The sequence below is a fragment of the Microbacterium sp. FG3 genome, from assembly GCF_057809335.1.
This window is the reverse complement of record NZ_JBMDJT010000006.1, coordinates 61715-77403: the sequence shown is the minus strand read 5'-3', so window position 1 is coordinate 77403 and position 15689 is coordinate 61715. Positions and strand designations below refer to the sequence as shown.

General features: G+C 72.8%; 14 protein-coding genes and 1 pseudogene. 5 read left to right on the top strand and 10 right to left on the bottom strand.

Annotation, left to right across the window (positions count from 1 at the left end):
• Nucleotides 1–100 precede the first annotated feature (100 nt).
• The gene (locus ACODR5_RS03685; protein WP_488982767.1) at nt 101–1132 is read left to right on the top strand and encodes a DUF2510 domain-containing protein; all 1032 of its coding nucleotides are present in this window, start codon (nt 101–103) and stop codon (nt 1130–1132) included.
• A gap of 14 nt (nt 1133–1146) precedes the next feature.
• On the opposite strand, the gene ligD is transcribed toward ACODR5_RS03685, so the two are convergent.
• From ligD to ACODR5_RS03670, 3 genes are read right to left on the bottom strand one after another with little or no spacing between them, the layout of a single operon-like run.
• The gene (ligD, locus tag ACODR5_RS03680; protein WP_488982766.1) at nt 1147–2154 is read right to left on the bottom strand and encodes a non-homologous end-joining DNA ligase; all 1008 of its coding nucleotides are present in this window, start codon (nt 2152–2154) and stop codon (nt 1147–1149) included.
• A gap of 52 nt (nt 2155–2206) precedes the next feature.
• Nucleotides 2207–3361, bottom strand: coding sequence for an SseB family protein (locus ACODR5_RS03675; protein ID WP_488982765.1), 1155 nt, complete (start codon nt 3359–3361; stop codon nt 2207–2209).
• Between the two features lie 51 nt (nt 3362–3412).
• Nucleotides 3413–5815, bottom strand: a complete 2403-nt coding sequence (locus ACODR5_RS03670; protein WP_488982764.1) for an ATP-dependent helicase — start codon at nt 5813–5815, stop codon at nt 3413–3415.
• 155 nt (nt 5816–5970) lie between these two features.
• On the opposite strand from ACODR5_RS03670, the gene ACODR5_RS03665 reads away from it, so the two are divergent.
• A complete protein-coding gene (locus ACODR5_RS03665) occupies nt 5971–6672 on the top strand; it encodes a GntR family transcriptional regulator (RefSeq protein ID WP_488982763.1) in 702 nt (233 codons plus the stop codon).
• 9 nt (nt 6673–6681) lie between these two features.
• Here the strand turns inward: ACODR5_RS03665 and ACODR5_RS03660 are convergent, their stop codons facing one another.
• A complete protein-coding gene (locus ACODR5_RS03660; RefSeq protein ID WP_488982762.1) occupies nt 6682–7689 on the bottom strand; it encodes a glycerophosphodiester phosphodiesterase family protein in 1008 nt (335 codons plus the stop codon).
• A 190-nt stretch (nt 7690–7879) separates the two neighbouring features.
• Here ACODR5_RS03660 and ACODR5_RS03655 point away from each other — a divergent pair, with 190 nt between their 5' ends.
• The 3 genes and pseudogenes from ACODR5_RS03655 to ACODR5_RS03645 all read left to right on the top strand — a co-directional run.
• On the top strand, nt 7880–8803 hold the full coding sequence (locus tag ACODR5_RS03655; RefSeq protein ID WP_488982761.1) for a Bax inhibitor-1/YccA family protein: 924 nt from the start codon (nt 7880–7882) through the stop codon (nt 8801–8803).
• Between the two features lie 139 nt (nt 8804–8942).
• On the top strand, nt 8943–9584 hold the full coding sequence (locus ACODR5_RS03650) for a ClpP family protease (RefSeq protein WP_488982760.1): 642 nt from the start codon (nt 8943–8945) through the stop codon (nt 9582–9584).
• Nucleotides 9581–9754: pseudogene (locus ACODR5_RS03645) on the top strand (ClpP family protease); the annotation flags it as partial. The gene ACODR5_RS03650 and the pseudogene ACODR5_RS03645, both read left to right, overlap by 4 nt.
• Here the strand turns inward: ACODR5_RS03645 and ACODR5_RS03640 are convergent.
• From ACODR5_RS03640 to ACODR5_RS03615, 6 genes are all read right to left on the bottom strand, one after another.
• The gene (locus ACODR5_RS03640; protein WP_488982786.1) at nt 9676–9936 is read right to left on the bottom strand and encodes a helix-turn-helix domain-containing protein; all 261 of its coding nucleotides are present in this window, start codon (nt 9934–9936) and stop codon (nt 9676–9678) included. The pseudogene ACODR5_RS03645 and the gene ACODR5_RS03640 sit on opposite strands and share 79 nt — an antisense overlap.
• 70 nt (nt 9937–10006) lie before the next feature.
• A complete protein-coding gene (locus ACODR5_RS03635; RefSeq protein ID WP_488982759.1) occupies nt 10007–11383 on the bottom strand; it encodes a glycosyltransferase in 1377 nt (458 codons plus the stop codon).
• Between the two features lie 106 nt (nt 11384–11489).
• Entirely contained in the window at nt 11490–13067 is a 1578-nt protein-coding gene (gene guaA / locus ACODR5_RS03630) for a glutamine-hydrolyzing GMP synthase (RefSeq protein ID WP_488982758.1), read from the bottom strand.
• Nucleotides 13064–13621 (bottom strand): DUF3817 domain-containing protein, encoded by a 558-nt coding sequence (locus ACODR5_RS03625; protein WP_460815874.1) that lies wholly within the window; start codon nt 13619–13621, stop codon nt 13064–13066. Before ACODR5_RS03625 ends, guaA begins: the two co-directional genes overlap by 4 nt.
• Nucleotides 13622–13698: 77 nt before the next feature.
• Nucleotides 13699–14562, bottom strand: coding sequence for an SURF1 family protein (locus ACODR5_RS03620; RefSeq protein WP_488982757.1), 864 nt, complete (start codon nt 14560–14562; stop codon nt 13699–13701).
• Nucleotides 14563–14567: 5 nt separating this feature from the next.
• On the bottom strand, nt 14568–15677 hold the full coding sequence (locus ACODR5_RS03615; RefSeq protein ID WP_449853571.1) for a GuaB3 family IMP dehydrogenase-related protein: 1110 nt from the start codon (nt 15675–15677) through the stop codon (nt 14568–14570).
• Nucleotides 15678–15689: the final 12 nt, after the last annotated feature.

Below are 15689 nucleotides of genomic sequence, written 5' to 3'. Positions count from 1 at the left end.
CGATCTCCGCATCGGATCGGTATCGGTTCTCCTCGTGAGGCGGTGTGAGCCGGCCCGCGCTCGATAGCGTGGCAGCGACATCACCACAGGGGGGACTCTCATGAGCACGAACACGCCTTCGACGCCTGCCGGCTGGTACCCGAGCGAGCGCACCGGTCAGCTGCGCTACTGGGACGGCGCGCAGTGGACCGAGCACTACCAGCCCGCCGCGCCGGCACAGCCCGCACCGCCGCAGCCGGCCGCGCCGCAGCAGCCCGCGGCACAGCAGCCCGCGGCGTGGCAGCAGCCCGCGGCACAGGCGCCCGAGGCGGGCGTTCCCGGCATCCCGTCCCCCCAGCAGTTCGCCACCACCGGCCGGCCCGCCGCGTACGGCCAGGCCCCGTCCGGCGACGTGCCCGCGGCCGCACCCGGGTACGGGCAGGCGCCCGCCGCAGCCGGAGCACCGTACGGCCAGGCATCGGCGTACGACACCGCCGCCCCGGCGTTCGCGGGCACCGCGCCGGCCCCCGGGCGGAAGAAGGGCCTCGGCAAGGGCGCGATCGCGGGCATCGTCGCGGGCGCCGTGGTCGTCGCCGGCGCCGCCGTCTGGGGCGGCGTCGTGCTGTTCGGCGGGCTGGGCGGCGCGGGCGGCTGCCCCACCCCCGACGCGGCCCTCTTCGACGGGCTCACCGAATCCGGCGGCGCGGAGGGCGTCTCGGCGGCCGAGCTCGCCGACGCCTCCGCGCTCTCGCCGGACGAGATCCAGTCCCTGTTCGGCGACGCCTGCGTGTACACCGCGTCGGGCGAGATCGAAGGCGCGCTGGGCTCGCCCGCGACGGGCGAGATGACCATCGCGCTGAGCTCGGACGGCGCCGTCGACCCCGCGTCCGTCGCCGACACGTTCGAGGCGGCCGGATGGTCCGACCTCGGCGCGCTCGCGGCGCTCGGTGGCGAGGACACCGGCGGCATGGGCATGTGGATCGAGGGCGACATGGCCTCGCTCATCACGAGCGAGACGACGGCCATGACGATGGCGATCGGCATGGAGTTCGAGGCGGCCAAGGAGCAGATGAGCGATGAGGAGCTGCAGGAGCTCGAGTCGCGCTTCCCCGGCCTGGACTACATGCTCGTGGTGGTCACCACCAGCGAGTGACCCGGGCCCGCCCGTCACTCCTTCTTCGCCCGGCTCGGCTGGACCCGCGGCGGCTCGCCTGGCATCTTCGGGAAGTCGGGAGGGAAGGGCAGCTCGCCGAGCCCGTCGGCGAGGTCCCGCTCCCACCACTCCAGCAGGGTGTCGATCCGGGCCGGGCTCTCGTCGATCCCGGCCCACGGATCGCCGACCTCCTCGAGGCGGCGGGGCACGGTGCGGATCGTGAACTCGTGCGGCTCGAGGCCGTCCAGCTCCTCCCACGTCACCGGCGTCGACACGGTGGCCGCCGGCAGGGGGCGCGGGCTGTAGGCGCCGGCCATCGTGCGGTCGCGATTGGCCTGGTTGAAGTCCACGAAGATGCGCTCTCCGCGCTCCTCCTTCCACCAGCTCGTCGTGACGCGATCCGGCATCCGGCGCTCGAGCTCGCGGCCCGCGGCGATGACCGCGTGCCGCACGTCGAGGAACTCCCACTCCGGCACGATCGGGCAGAACACGTGCAGGCCGCGATTGCCGCTCGTCTTGAGCCACGGCTCCAGTCCCGCCTCGTGCAGCACCTCGCGCAGGCCGTGGGCGGCCCGCACGGCGTCGGCGAAGTCGGTGCCCGGCTGCGGGTCGAGGTCGATGCGCAGCTCGACCGGCCGGTCCGTGTCGCTCGTCCGCGAGGCCCAGGGATGGAACACGACGGTGTTCATCTGCGCCGCCCACACGACGGCGGCCGGTTCGGTGAGCACCAGCTGCGGGTGACGGCGGCCGCTGTTGTACGTGACGGTGACCGCCTCGACGTAGTCGGGCGCGCCCTTGGGCGGGTTCTTGGAGAAGAAGCTCTCGCCCTCGATCGACTCGGGGAAGCGCTCCAGCGACACCGGCCGCCCGCCGTTGTGGGCGAGGAACGGATCGGCCACGGCGATGAGGTAATCCGCCAGCTCGCGCTTGGTGATGCCCGCCTCGGGCCACAGCACGCGGCCGGGGCTCGACAGCGAGACCTCCCGCCCGCCGGCCTCCAGGGTGATCCGCTCCGACGCCATGCCCCGAGGCTAGGGGCCGGGCCCGCGCCGGCGAAAGGGCTTGACGCCGCGGTCAGTCGGCCAGGGCCAGAACCGGGGCGAGCTCCTCGCGCGTGAGGGTCATGAGCGGACCGGCGGGATCGATGATGATGCCGCCCACCTGCGGGTTGTCGCGCAGGGCCCGCGCGATCTTCTCGACGGCCAGGGGCAGCGCCTTCTCGTCGCGGCCGAGCGCCGCGATCTCGAGCGGGTGCGAGAACACCTGCAGCAGCCGGGTGCCGTCGGCCAGGCGCGCCTCCGCGATCCCGAGCTTCTCGCTGTCGTTCTGCGAGGGCCCGACCGCCACCCACAACGGCGGGCGCTCCGCCAGCAGGGTGGCGAGACGGTACGGCGTGTCGGCCTGCCGCGGCTCGGCGAGCAGCGACTTGACGCGCGCCTGCGGATCGGCCTCGGCGAAGGCCTTCTCGAGCACCTGGCGGGGCAGCACGGCGCGGCGCGGCGACTGGTTGTCGAGGATGAGGCCCGCGTAGGTGCCCTCGAGCAGGTGCCGCACCAGCGCGGCGACCGGCTGGCCGATCGCGGAGGTCTGCGTGTCGCCGTCGGCCGTGACGGCCTCGCGCAGCGCGCGGCCCGAGCTGTAGGCGAGCATGTAGTCCTTGTCGCCGGCGTGCGCGACACCGAAGGTGATCTGCCCACCGTCGGCGAGCTGCTGACGCGCGTCGCCCTGCACGCGCAGGTAGAGGTTGCCCTGCATCGCCTGGCGGACGACGCCCAGCACCTGGGCGCCCGAGGGCTTGTCGGGCAGCGCCGCGAGCGCGTCGCGCACGAGCGCGTTGTCGCGCAGGCCGGGCACGGTCTCGTGCTCCGTCGGCGGCGCCGCGGGCGCGAACGGCAACCCGGGGCGCGCGTTCGAGCGGGGCGTGGCCTGCATGCGCATGCGCGGGTCGGCCGCGGCGCGCGCGACGAACGGATCGGCGCGCGGGCTGCCGTCGCGGGGCGCGGGCGGCTCGACGGGGGCGCCGGTGCCGCCGAGTCCCGTGAACGACGACATCGAGATGCTCACGTTCGGGGTGTCCGCGGGGGCCGGTGGGGCGTCGGCGGGGGCCAGGGACGCGTCGGCGGCCGACCGCGCGGCGTCGCCCTCCGGGCGTTCCGTCTCGCTCGCCTCGACCGCCTCGTCCCTCCTCGGGTCGCGGTCGTCCTTCTTCTTGCGTGAGAACAGGCCCATGCGCCCAGCGTACGTGGCATGGGTGACGCGCGGGGCGCGCTCCCCGGCGCCTCAGAGCTTCGCGATGGGCGCGACCTTGATGAGCAGCTTCTTCGCCCCGGCCCTGTCGAACCGCACGTGGGCGATGCGCTTGGCGCCCTCGCCCGTGACGGCGTCGACGCGCCCCTCGCCGAAGTCGTCATGCCGGATGCGGTCGCCGGGCGCCAGCTCGAGGTCGCCGTTGTCGCGCACCTTGTTCGTGACGAGCCCGGGGAACCGATCCATCGCCGTGGACTTCGGCTTCAGCCCGCCGCCGGCCGGCAGCGGCTTCGCGCCCCACCGGTCCGCACCGGACGCGGGCCGGCGCGCGTTCAGCGCGCGCGGCTGCGTGCCGCCGCGCCCGTTCACGTCGCCCGGCGACTGGCGCCAGTCGATGAGGTGGGCCGGGATCTCCTGCAGGAACCGGCTGGGCATCGCCACCGACACCTCGCCGAACTGCGCGCGCGTCATCGCCAGCGAGAGGTACAGCCGCTTGCGGGCGCGCGTGATGCCGACGTAGAACAGGCGCCGCTCCTCCTGCGGCCCGCCCGGCTCGCCGGCCGAGATCCGGTGCGGGATGAGGTCCTCCTCCACGCCCGTGAGGAAGACGTGGTCGAACTCGAGGCCCTTGGCCGTGTGCAGCGTCATGAGCGACACCGATCCGGACTCGTCGTCGAGGTCGTCGCTGTCGGCCACGAGCGCGACCTCGGTGAGGAAGTCGAGCAGCGTGCCCTCGGGGTTGTTGCGCGCGAACTCGCGCGTGACGGCCACGAGCTCGTCGAGGTTCTCGACGCGGGCCTCGTCCTGCGGGTCGCGCGAGGCGCGCAGCGCGTCGTAGTAGCCCGATCTGTTCAGCAGCAGCTGCAGTCCCTCGGTCACCGCCGTGGGCGGTGCCGCCTCGCCCGAGGCGGGCAGCATGATCTCGGTCGCCTCGCGCAGCACGGCGTCGAGGTGGGCGATCGCGGCCTGCAGCTTGGGCCCCACGCCCAGCTCCGCCGCGTTCGAGAGGGCGTCACGGAACGTGATGTCGTGGTCGGCGGCGAACTGCGCGATCCCCGTCTCGGTGACCGCGCCGATGCCGCGCTTGGGCTTGTTCAGGATGCGCCGCACGGCCATCTCGTCGGCGGGGTTCGCCACGGCGACGAGGTACGCCAGCGCGTCCTTGATCTCGGCGCGCTCGTAGAACTTGGTGCCGCCCATGATCTTGTAGGGCACGGCGGCGCGGATGAAGATCTCCTCGAGCGCGCGGGACTGCGAGTTGGTGCGGTAGAACACCGCGATGTCGCCGTAGGCGGCGCCGGCGCGGTGCAGCGCCTCGATCTCGTCGGCGACGAACTGCGCCTCGTCGTGCTGCGAGTACCCCGTGAAGCCGACGACCTTCTCGCCCGTGCCGGCGTCGGTCCACAGGCTCTTCGCCTTGCGGTCGAAGTTGTTCGCGATCACCGCATTGGCCGCATCGAGGATGTTCTGGGTCGAGCGGTAGTTCTGCTCGAGCAGCACCACCTTGGCGCCGGGGAAGTCGCGCTCGAACTCGCTGATGTTGCGGATGTCGGCGCCGCGGAACGCGTAGATCGACTGATCCGAGTCGCCCACCACCGTGAGCGACGCCGCCTCTCCCTCGTCCATGAGGGCCAGCATCCCGCCGCCCACGTCCTCGGAGGACTGGATCGGGCGCGTGAGCTCATGGATGAGCGCGTACTGCGCGTGGTTCGTGTCCTGGTACTCGTCGACGAGGATGTGCCGGAACCGCTTGCGGTAGACGTCGGCCACCTGCGGGAAGGCGCGGAACAGGTACACCGTCTGCGCGATGAGGTCGTCGAAGTCGAAGGCGTTGGCCCGGCGCAGCTGCCGCTCGTAGTCGCGGAAGACGTCGATGAACACGCGCTCGGCGGGATCGTCGTGGCTCACCGTGCGGGCGTACGCGTCGGCGTCGGACAGCTCGTTCTTGAGCTTCGAGATCTTCGACTGCACCGCGGCGGGGGTCAGGCCGAGCGCGTCGGCCTCGTGCTCCTTGACGAGCCGCTTGATGAGGGCGCGCGAGTCGCCCGAGTCGTAGATCGTGAACGCCTTCGTGAAGCCGAACTGCTCGGCCTCGCGGCGCAGGATGCGCACGCACGCCGAGTGGAACGTCGAGATCCACATGCCGCGGGCGCTGTCGCCCACCAGCTGCTCGACGCGCTCGCGCATCTCCTGCGCGGCCTTGTTCGTGAACGTGATGGCGAGGATCTGCGACGGCCACGCCTCGCGCGAGCGCAGCAGCGACGCGATCCGGTGCGTGAGCACCCGCGTCTTGCCCGATCCCGCACCCGCGACGATGAGCAGCGCGGGCCCGCGGTACTCCACCGCCTCGCGCTGCTGCGGGTTGAGGCCGTCCAGCAGCGGATCGCCGGCCGGGCCGGATCCGTGCACGATGAGGGGCGAGGAGGCGTCTGACATGTCCCCTCAAGTCTAGGTTCGGGCACCGACGCCGCCGCCCGCGGCGCCGGATCCGGCGCACGGCCGGCACCTCGCGACCCCGGGGAAGCCGCGCGCGGCCGGGATACCACCCGATTCACGGGTTGCGGCATATCGCGGGGCGATACCGTCGAGGGATGAGCACGCGCATGCCGCCGGCGATGGGTCCGCTGGAGCCCGAAACCCAGCGTCTGGGCGACGCCGTGTTCGAGCGGATCGGCGATGCGATCGTCGAGGGGCGCCTGCAGCCGGGCGAGCGGATCCGCGATGTCGACATCGCCGCGGAGCTCGGCGTCTCGCGCATGCCGGTGCGCGAGGCGCTGCAGCGGCTGGAGCGACTCGGCCTCGTGGAGATGTCCGCCAGCCGGTTCACGCGCGTCACCGAGATCTCCGGAGAGGACGTCGACGCGGCGATGGAGTACCTCGGCTATCAGGTGGGCATCGCGGTGCGGATGGCGGCGCGCATGCCCGATGAGGAGCTGCGGCAGACGGTCGACCTCGCTCGCGAGACCGCGTCCCTGTGCCGGTCCACGCCGTCCGCCGACTCCATCGAACCGCCGCTCGAATCCGTGTTCGCGATCTACGACGCGGCCGGCGCCCTGTACTCCCGCCTGGCCGACTGCTGCGGCAATCCCGTGTTCATGCGCGCCTACCGCGACGCGTGGATCGTCCTGCGGCGCGCCCAGCGCGGCAGGCCGCGCCTCATCCAGACGCCCTCGGCGATCGCCGAGGCGTTCGACCGTCTGGCGGACGCGCTCGAGCGGCGCGACGCGTCCGGCTCGGAGGGGATCATCCGGAGCGTCTTCCGCCTGGACGACGCTCCCGCGCCCGCCGGCTGAGCGCGCGGATCAGCGGAAGAACGCGACGCCGAGATCCGTGTGGTCGACGAAGACGCCGTCGACACCGCTGTCGCGGATGATCCGCCACTCGGCCTCGTAGTCGCCGAACGCCGCCTTCCCCCCGCCGGAGCGGAACTCGCCCACGAGGAACGCGTTCTCCGGTCGGCAGGTCCACGTGTACACGCGCAGACCGCGCGCGTGCGCGTCGGCGACGACGGACGAGGGCCCCGTGGCGCGCCCGCGCCGGTCCGGCGCGAGGATCATCCTCTTGTCCACGCTGATGCCGTCCACCCGCCCCACCAGGCGGTCCAGTCCCTCCGGGCGTGCCGTCGCCGCGTACGTCGGCGCGTCCGCGCCGTGCGCCGCGACGAGGTCGGCCGGGCTGCCCTTCGCCTCGAGCAGGTAGACGAACGACGCCGTGAGCCCGGCCTCGCGCAGGCGCGTGAGCACCGTGGATTCGAACGACTCCACCACGAGCGGCCGGCGCCCGTCGTCCCAGCCCGCGGCGCGCAGGTCGCGGAGGATGAGCGGCACGAGGTCGAGCCCGACGGAGGCGAAGTACGTGGCGTGCTTCACCTCGAGCACGACCGCGATCTCCCGGCCGTGCGCGAGCGAGGCGCGGGCGGTCAGCTCGAGCAGGTCGGTGAGGCGCAGCATCGGCTGCGTGTCGTCGAAGCTCGCGCTCGCGGGGCGCAGCTGCGGGATGCGCTCCCGGCACCGCAGCGCCGCCAGCTCCTCCCACGTGAAGTCCTCGGTGAACCAGCCCGTCAGCCGCGCGCCGTCCACCGTCTTCGTGGTGCGGCGATCCGCGAACTCGGGGCGGTCCGCCACGTCGGTGGTGCCCGAGATCTCGTTCTCGTGCCGCACCACGAGCACGCCGTCGCGCGTGGCGACGACGTCGGGCTCGACGGCGTCGCAGCCCATCTCGAACGCCAGCTCGTACGCCGACGGCGAGTGCTCGGGCCGGTAGCCGGACGCGCCGCGGTGCGCGACGACGAGCGGCGGACGAGGCGACATGGTCCCCAGGCTAATCCGGGCGCTTCCGCGCGCGGGCGCCGCGGAGAAGCGCGCGGTGGGGAAAACCCCCGAAGCCCGTTGCGCCGTGGGCGAAATCCCCGAAGCCCCAGGCGCGCCATAGGGATCGCCATTACTGTGGAAGGAGGGCGCCGCGGCCGGCGCCGAACGAGACCTTGGAGTGTGACCGATCATGGCCAGCCCCGGATTCAACAACCCCGTCTTCCAGGCGCCGCAGTCGCGGCAGGGCGGTTACGGAACGCCCCTGCAGCCGCCCGTGGCGCAGCAGCAGCCGAACGCCGGCGCCGTGCAGGCCGGGCAGTTCTCGCACATGGGCGTGGACGCCGCCGCCCAGGCCCGTATGGAGGGCGCGTACGCCTCCCCCACCGCCGGCTCGCTCGAGACCGGACGCATGACCGTCGAGGACACCGTCATCAAGACGGTCGTGCTCTTCGGCGCGATGCTCGTGTTCGCCGCCATCGGCTGGGTGTGGACGCTCGGCGGCAGCCTCAACCCGCAGGCCGTCGGCGCCGTGAGCTTCGTGCCGTGGATCGTGGGCGCGCTCGGCGGCTTCGTGCTCGGACTCGTCAACTCGTTCAAGAAGCAGCCCAGCGCCCCGCTCATCTTCGCGTACGCCGCGTTCGAGGGCCTCTTCGTCGGCGGCATCTCGACGTTCTTCGAAGCCATCTGGCCGGGCATCGTCTTCCAGGCGACGCTCGCCACCGTCTCCGTGATCGGTGTGACCCTGGCGCTCTTCGCCAGCGGCCGCATCCGCGCGTCGGCGAAGGCGACGAAGATCTTCATGATCGCGATGATCGGCTACCTCGTCTTCTCGCTGCTCAACGTCGTGCTGATGTGGACCGGCGTGAACACCGACCCGTGGGGCCTGCGCTCGGCTGAGTTCATGGGCATCCCGCTCGGCCTCATCATCGGCATCCTCGTCGTCTTCATGGCGGCGTACTCGCTCGTGCTGGACTTCGACATGATCCAGCAGGGCGTGCGCAACGGCGCCCCCCGCAAGTACGGCTGGATGGGCGCCTTCGGCATCATGGTCACCGTCGTGTGGCTGTACATCGAGATCCTGCGCATCATCGCGATCCTGCGCGGCAGCGACTGAGTCGCCGCTCTCCGCGAAGGCCGTCCCCTCGGGGGCGGCCTTCGTCGTCTCCGGGCGTCGTCTCCGGGATCCGCCGAGGGCTGATCCGCCCGGGGCGGATTCCCGCACGCGGCCGGCGCGGGCGGCGCACGCTGGGCACATGGCAGAAGACAGCACCGTCCCCCGGTTCACCGCAGACGCCCGGCGCGAGCTCTATCACCACCGCGTGCTCGTGCTCGACGGTCCGCTCGACGACGACAACGGCACCCTGCTCGCCACGCAGCTGCTGGCGCTGGCGGCCGAGGACCCGGCCGGCGACATCGCCCTGTGGATCCACTCCCCCGGCGGCTCCGTGCCGTCGATGCTCGCGATCCGCGACATCATGCGGCTCGTGCCGTGCGACGTGGCGACGCTCGACCTGGGCATGGCCTACAGCGCGGGGCAGTTCCTGCTCTCGGCGGGCGCGAGGGGCAAGCGGCGCGCGCTGCCGCACGCCAAGGTGCTGCTGCACCAGGGCTCGGCGGGCATCGGCGGCACCGCCGTGGACGTGGAGGTGCAGGCCGAGGACCTGCGCCAGATGCGCGACACCGTGCTGGGCCTGATCGCGGAGGACACGGGGCAGCCGGTGGAGCGCGTGTTCGAGGACTCGCTGCACGACCACTGGTACTCGGCGCAGGAGGCGCTCGAGTACGGCTTCATCGACGCGATCGTGAGCGACTTCGACGACATCATGCCGCGCCGGCGGCGGCCCCTCGGGCTCGGGGCGGATCTCGGCGCCAACGACGAGGAGGGCGCCCGATGAGCGGCTACACGATCCCCAACGTGATCACGCGGGACGCCCGCGGCGAGCGGATCATGGACGTCTACTCGCACCTGCTGAGCGAGCGGGTCGTCTACCTCGGCACGGGCATCGACGCCGGCGTGGCCAACGCGCTCATCGCGCAGCTGCTGCACCTCGAGGGCTCCTTGAGCCCGCGCTCGACCTCCGACAGGTACTGCACCGAGACGCCTGCCCGCGCGGCGACGTCGGCGAGCGTCTCGCCGCGCTCATGGCGTCGGCGGCGCAGCTGCTCCCCCACCAGATGGCGCCACAGCGGATCGATCCGCGGGGCGCGGCGGGCGTCGGGAGCGGGGAACGGGATCGGCTCGGCCATGTCCACACGGTAGGCGGCGCCGCGCGGCCCGCACAGCCCGTTCCGCTCACGGCAGAACGGCGGATCCCGCTCAGCGCCGCGGCGGGCCCGACAGCGCGGCGCGCACGGCGTCGCCGAACGCCCGCAGCGACGGCTCGAAGCCCTGCGCCGCGGCCGAGGCGTAGGCCTCCTCCTCGAGGGCGGCGCGGTCCGGCGCCGTGAGGATCGCGCGGAGGGCACCGGCGAGCGCGGGGATGTCGCCGTCCGGCACGACCGTGCCGCCGCCGTGGGCGAGCATGTCGCGCGGGCCGTACGGAATGTCGTAGGCGACCACCGGCACGCCGTGCGCGAGGGCCTCGACGACGACGAGGCCCTGCGCCTCGTTCGTGCTCGTGAGCAGCAGCGCCTGCGCGCGGCCGAGCGCCGGCAGCGGGTCGGGGTCGTAGCCGTGCCACGTCACGGCGTCGGCGATGCCGAGCTCCGCCGCGAGCGCCTCCAGCATCTCGCGCTCGGGCCCGTCGCCGTGCACGTGCAGGTGCGCGTGCGGCACGTCCGCGCGGACGAGGGCGAGCGCGCGCAGCGCGTGGTCGACGCGCTTGCGCGGCGACAGCGAGTTGAGCATCGCCACGCGGCCGGGCTCGCGCGGCTCGTCCGAGCGCGTGACCGGCGGCGCGGGATGCGGCGCCACGAACGAGCGGGCGACGTCCGGCCCGAAGCGCCGCTCCACGTCGGCGCGCTGGCTGGGCGTCAGCCACGTGACGGCGTCGTATCGGTGGGCGGTGCCGAGCCAGCTCGCCCAGGCGTCGGCCATCGGCGCGTCCCAGGTGTGCGGGGGCAGGGTGTGGTTGGCGTGCGTCTCGTGCACGATCCGCAGGTCGGCGTCGAGCGCCGGGGCGGCGTCGGCGACGAGCACCTCGCCGATCTGTCGCGCCTCGCACACGACCACGGGCACGAGGCCGGTCGCGGTCGCCGCCTCGCGCGCCATCCGGTTGAGCCACACCCGGTACAGCGCGCCGAAGCCCGGCAGCCAGCCGGCGGGCTCCCCCGCATCGTCGTACACGGTGACGGCGGCGTCGCTGCGCATCCAGGCGGGGTCGCCCGTCACGACCGGCAGCCCCACCAGCGGCGCGCCCGCGTCGTCGCGCACGAGATTCTCGGCGAAACCGGACTCCGGTGCCGGCAGCGGCCGCGCGGCCCCGAGCAGCCAGGACCGGTCGGCGCGCAGGTCGTCGTACACATTGCGGAACGCGCGGCCGTCGTCGATGAGGCCCCGCCGCGCCCACTCGTCCCGGATCCGGTCGTTCTCGTCCCGCGTCGCGACGTTGACCGTGAGCACGAGCGACTCCCCGCCGGCCCGCCGCAGGTCGCGCGCCCGCCGCATCACGGCGACGGCGAACCCGGCGTCGAGCCGCGGATCCACCCGCCCGGCCACGAGCAGGTACACGGCCGGCGGCACGAGATCGTTCACGCCCCCATCCTCTCCCGCGAGACAGCTTTCCCGCGCCGAGACAGCGTCGTCACGCCGCTGTCTCGGCGCACAGTAGCTGTCTCGCCGAGTCAGCCACGCGGGAGGGTCACTCCCACTCGATGGTCCCCGGGGGCTTGGAGGTCACGTCGAGCACGACGCGGTTGACCTCGCTCACCTCGTTCGTGATGCGGTTGGAGATCTTCGAGAGCACGTCGTACGGCAGGCGCGTCCAGTCGGCCGTCATGGCGTCCTCGCTCGACACCGGACGCAGCACGATCGGATGGCCGTAGGTGCGGCCATCGCCCTGCACGCCCACGCTGCGCACGTCGGCGAGCAGCACGACGGGGCACTGCCAGATCTCGCCGTCGAGGCCCGCCTTCGTCAGCTCCTCGCGGGCGATGGCGTCGGCCTCGCGCAGGATCTCGAGACGCTCGCGCGTGACCTCGCCGATGATCCGGATGCCCAGGCCCGGGCCGGGGAACGGCTGGCGGCCGACGATCGCCTCGGGGATGCCCAGCTCGCGGCCGATCGCCCGGACCTCGTCCTTGAACAGCGTGCGCAGCGGCTCGATGAGCTCGAAGTCGAGGTCCTCGGGCAGCCCGCCCACGTTGTGGTGGCTCTTGATGTTGGCCGTGCCGGCACCGCCGCCCGACTCGACGACATCCGGGTAGAGCGTGCCCTGCACGAGGAACCGGATCGGCTCGCCCTCGGCCTTCGCCTCGGCCACGAGGTCGCGCTGCACCTGCTCGAACGCGCGGATGAACTCGCGCCCGATGATCTTGCGCTTCTCCTCCGGATCCGTCACGCCCGCGAGGTGGCCGAGGAACGTGTCGGCGGCGTCGACCGTGATGAGCCGCACGCCCGTGGACTCGACGTAGTCCTTCTCCACCTGCTCGCGCTCGCCCTTGCGCAGCAGCCCGTGGTCGACGAACACGGCGGTGAGCTGGTCGCCGACGGCGCGGTGCACGAGCGCGGTCGAGACCGCGGAGTCCACGCCGCCCGAGAGCGCCGAGATGACGCGGGCGGATCCGACCTGCTCGCGGATGCGCGCCACCTGCTCCTCGATGACGTTGCCGCTGTTCCAGTCGGCGGGCAGGCCCGCGGCCTTGTGCAGGAAGTTCTCGATGACCTTCTGGCCGAAGTCGGAGTGCTTCACCTCGGGGTGCCACTGCACGCCGTAGAGGCAGGCGTCCGCGTTGCCGAAGGCGGCCACGGGCGTCGCGGCGGTCGAGGCGAGCACCTCGAAGCCCTCGGGCGCCTGACGCACCTGGTCGCCGTGGCTCATCCACACGTTCTGCGCGGCCGGCTGCCCGCCCAGCAGCACGCCGCCGTCGCCGACGAGGGTCGCGTCGGTCGCGCCGTACTCGCGCAACCCGGTGTTGGCGACCTCGCCGCCGAGGGCCTGCGCCATCACCTGGAAGCCGTAGCAGATGCCGAGGGTCGGGATGCCGAGGTCGAAGATCGAGGCGTCGAAGCTCGGCGCCCCCTCGGCGTAGACCGACGACGGCCCGCCGGAGAGGATCAGGGCGACGGGGTTCCTCGCCTCGACCTCCGCCCGCGTGATCGTGTGCGGCACGAGCTCGCTGAAGACGCCGGCCTCGCGCACGCGGCGTGCGATCAGCTGCGCGTACTGCGCGCCGAAGTCGACGACCAGGACCGGTCGCTGGGCGGTGTCGGCGCTCATCGGCCGGCCTCCTCGGGGGTTGCGGACGCCGTGGCGCCCTCGGTCGCGGCGGCCTTGGCCGCGCGCTTCTCGGCAGCACGCTGCTCGCGCTCGGCGAGGTAGCGCTTCACGTCACGGGCGACGATGCCCTCCATCACGAACGACAGGAACGGCACGACGCCGCCGCCGGCGAGCATGAGGAAGCGGCCGAAGCCCCAGCGCATCAGGCTCCACAAGCGGAAGCAGGCGAACAGGTACACGACGTAGAACCAGCCGTGCACGATCAGGATCCCGAGCGACAGGTTGATGCCGTCGCCCGTGGAGACGATGTCGCAGCCGCCGGCGCCCATCGCGAACTGCGAGTACCAGAGGCAGTCGGCGCTGGGCAGTACCTCGGCGAACCAGAGGAAGCCGCCTGATCCGCCCAGGAAGAGCTCCACGTGCAGGGGCGTGTACTTCAGGATCATCTCGGCGACGAGCAGCAGCAGGCCGATGCCGGTGATCACCGAGCAGATCTGATAGAACCGCAGCGCGCCTCGGATTTTGGGGAACGAAGCGAGCCGGGGTTGCGCCATGCACCCATTCTAGGCGGGCGAGCCTGGGCCTCCGCCGCCCGCCGATCGGCGCCGGAGCGGCGGCACAAGCGGCGCCGCTAGAGATCGTCCTCGTCGTCGAGCGCGTCGGGGTCGACGCCCTCGATCTGCTCGAGCTCGCGCTCCCACGCGTCGCGCGCGAGGCGGTACCAGAGGTAGAACGCGAAGCCCGCGAACACGGCCCACTCGATCGCGTAGAAGATGTTGAGCCAGTTGATCGGGCTGCCCAGCTCCGGCGCCGGCGACGAGATCGCCTCGAGCCCCGCGTCGCCGATGCCACCGGTCGGATCCGCCGAGGTCAGGTACGGGCGGTACACATCGCCCGTCACCTCGCCCCACTGCCCCAGCAGCGCGGCCGGCGACATTCGCGTCATCTCGTACGGATCGTCGCCCGTGGCGACCGCGGGACCCTCGTCGGAGATGATCCGGCCTGTCAGCTCGACGGTCTCGCCCGCGTCGGCGAGGGCGGCCAGCTCGCCGGCCGCGTCCTCGGCACGCTCGCGCGAGGCGGTCCAGCCGATCGCGACCGCGAGCGACGAGCCGTCCTCGAGCTGCAGGCGGCCGGTGACCCAGTACCCCTCGACGTCGTCGTTGAAGCGCGACGACACGAGGAGGAAGTCATCCGGATCCCACGCGCCGGCGACCGCCACGCGCTGGCCGACGAGAGGCTCCTCGAGGTACGCGCCCGGCCGGACGACGTCGTCGATCGGGAGGACCTCCTCCGTGGCGCCGGGCTCGGGCGGATCAGTGTCGATCGCGCTCGAGAGCTGCCACTGCCCGAGCCACGCGAACACGCCCGCGACCACCAGGCACAGCGCGAGCATCGCGAGCCAGCGGGGCCGCAGCATGACCTCACGCAGCGTCGGCGGGAAGTCCAGAGCCTCCGGCGACTCCGGCGACGGCTCCAGCGACGGGTCTGTCATCCGCATCAATACGGCGCGACGACCACGTCGACGCGCTGGAACTCCTTGAGGTCGGAGTACCCCGTCGTCGCCATGGACTTGCGCAGCGCGCCGATCAGGTTGGTGGTGCCGTCGGCCACGGGCGCCGGACCGTACAGGATCTCCTCGAGGGCCGCGATGCGCTCCACGCGCACCCGGCGGCCGCGCGGCAGCTTCGGGTGGTGCGCCTCGGGGCCCCAGTGGTAGCCCTGGCCGGGCGCATCGGTGGCGCGGGCCAGCGCCACGCCGAGCATGACCGCGTCGGCGCCCATCGCGAGCGCCTTGACGATGTCGCCGGAGGTGCCGACGCCGCCGTCGGCGATGACGTGCACGTAGCGCCCGCCCGACTCGTCGAGGTAGTCGCGGCGCGCGCCGGCGACGTCGGCGACGGCCGTCGCCATGGGCGCGTGGATGCCGAGGGTCGCGCGGGTCGTCGACGCCGCTCCCCCGCCGAAGCCGACGAGCACGCCCGCCGCGCCCGTGCGCATGAGGTGCAGCGCCGCCGTGTACGTGCTCGCCCCGCCGACGATGACCGGCACGTCGAGGTCGTAGATGAACTTCTTGAGGTTCAGCGGCTCGGCCACGCTAGAGACGTGCTCGGCCGAGACGGTCGTGCCGCGGATGACGAAGAGGTCCACGCCGGCGGCGACGACGGTCTCGTACAGCTCCTGCGTGCGCTGCGGCGTGAGCGAGCCGGCCACCGTCACGCCGGCCGCGCGGATCTCCTCGAGGCGGGCGCGCACGAGCTCGGGCTTGATCGGCTCGGCGTACATCTGCTGCATGCGGCTGGTGGCCACCTGATCCGGCAGCGAGGCGATCTCGTCGAGCAGCGGCTGCGGATCCTCGTACCGGGTCCACAGCCCCTCGAGGTCGAGCACGCCGAGCGCGCCGAGCTGGCCGAGCATGATCGCGGTGCGCGGGCTCACGACGGAGTCCATCGGGGCGCCGAGCACCGGGATGTCGAACTGGAAGGCGTCGATCGCCCACGCGGTCGACACGTCCTCGGGGTTGCGCGTGCGCCGCGACGGCACCACGGCGATGTCGTCGAACGAGTACGCCCGACGAGCGCGCTTGGCGCGGCCCAGCTCGATCTCCATGCTCACCCGCTC

Coding starts and splice junctions, on each gene's coding strand:
- ACODR5_RS03685 (WP_488982767.1), top strand. CDS start 101: ATGAGCACGAACACGCCTTCGACGCCTGCCGGCTGGTACCCGAGCGAG.
- ligD (WP_488982766.1), bottom strand. CDS start 2,154: ATGGCGTCGGAGCGGATCACCCTGGAGGCCGGCGGGCGGGAGGTCTCG.
- ACODR5_RS03675 (WP_488982765.1), bottom strand. CDS start 3,361: ATGGGCCTGTTCTCACGCAAGAAGAAGGACGACCGCGACCCGAGGAGG.
- ACODR5_RS03670 (WP_488982764.1), bottom strand. CDS start 5,815: ATGTCAGACGCCTCCTCGCCCCTCATCGTGCACGGATCCGGCCCGGCC.
- ACODR5_RS03665 (WP_488982763.1), top strand. CDS start 5,971: ATGAGCACGCGCATGCCGCCGGCGATGGGTCCGCTGGAGCCCGAAACC.
- ACODR5_RS03660 (WP_488982762.1), bottom strand. CDS start 7,689: ATGTCGCCTCGTCCGCCGCTCGTCGTCGCGCACCGCGGCGCGTCCGGC.
- ACODR5_RS03655 (WP_488982761.1), top strand. CDS start 7,880: ATGGCCAGCCCCGGATTCAACAACCCCGTCTTCCAGGCGCCGCAGTCG.
- ACODR5_RS03650 (WP_488982760.1), top strand. CDS start 8,943: ATGGCAGAAGACAGCACCGTCCCCCGGTTCACCGCAGACGCCCGGCGC.
- ACODR5_RS03640 (WP_488982786.1), bottom strand. CDS start 9,936: ATGGCCGAGCCGATCCCGTTCCCCGCTCCCGACGCCCGCCGCGCCCCG.
- guaA (WP_488982758.1), bottom strand. CDS start 13,067: ATGAGCGCCGACACCGCCCAGCGACCGGTCCTGGTCGTCGACTTCGGC.
- ACODR5_RS03625 (WP_460815874.1), bottom strand. CDS start 13,621: ATGGCGCAACCCCGGCTCGCTTCGTTCCCCAAAATCCGAGGCGCGCTG.
- ACODR5_RS03620 (WP_488982757.1), bottom strand. CDS start 14,562: ATGACAGACCCGTCGCTGGAGCCGTCGCCGGAGTCGCCGGAGGCTCTG.
- ACODR5_RS03615 (WP_449853571.1), bottom strand. CDS start 15,677: ATGGAGATCGAGCTGGGCCGCGCCAAGCGCGCTCGTCGGGCGTACTCG.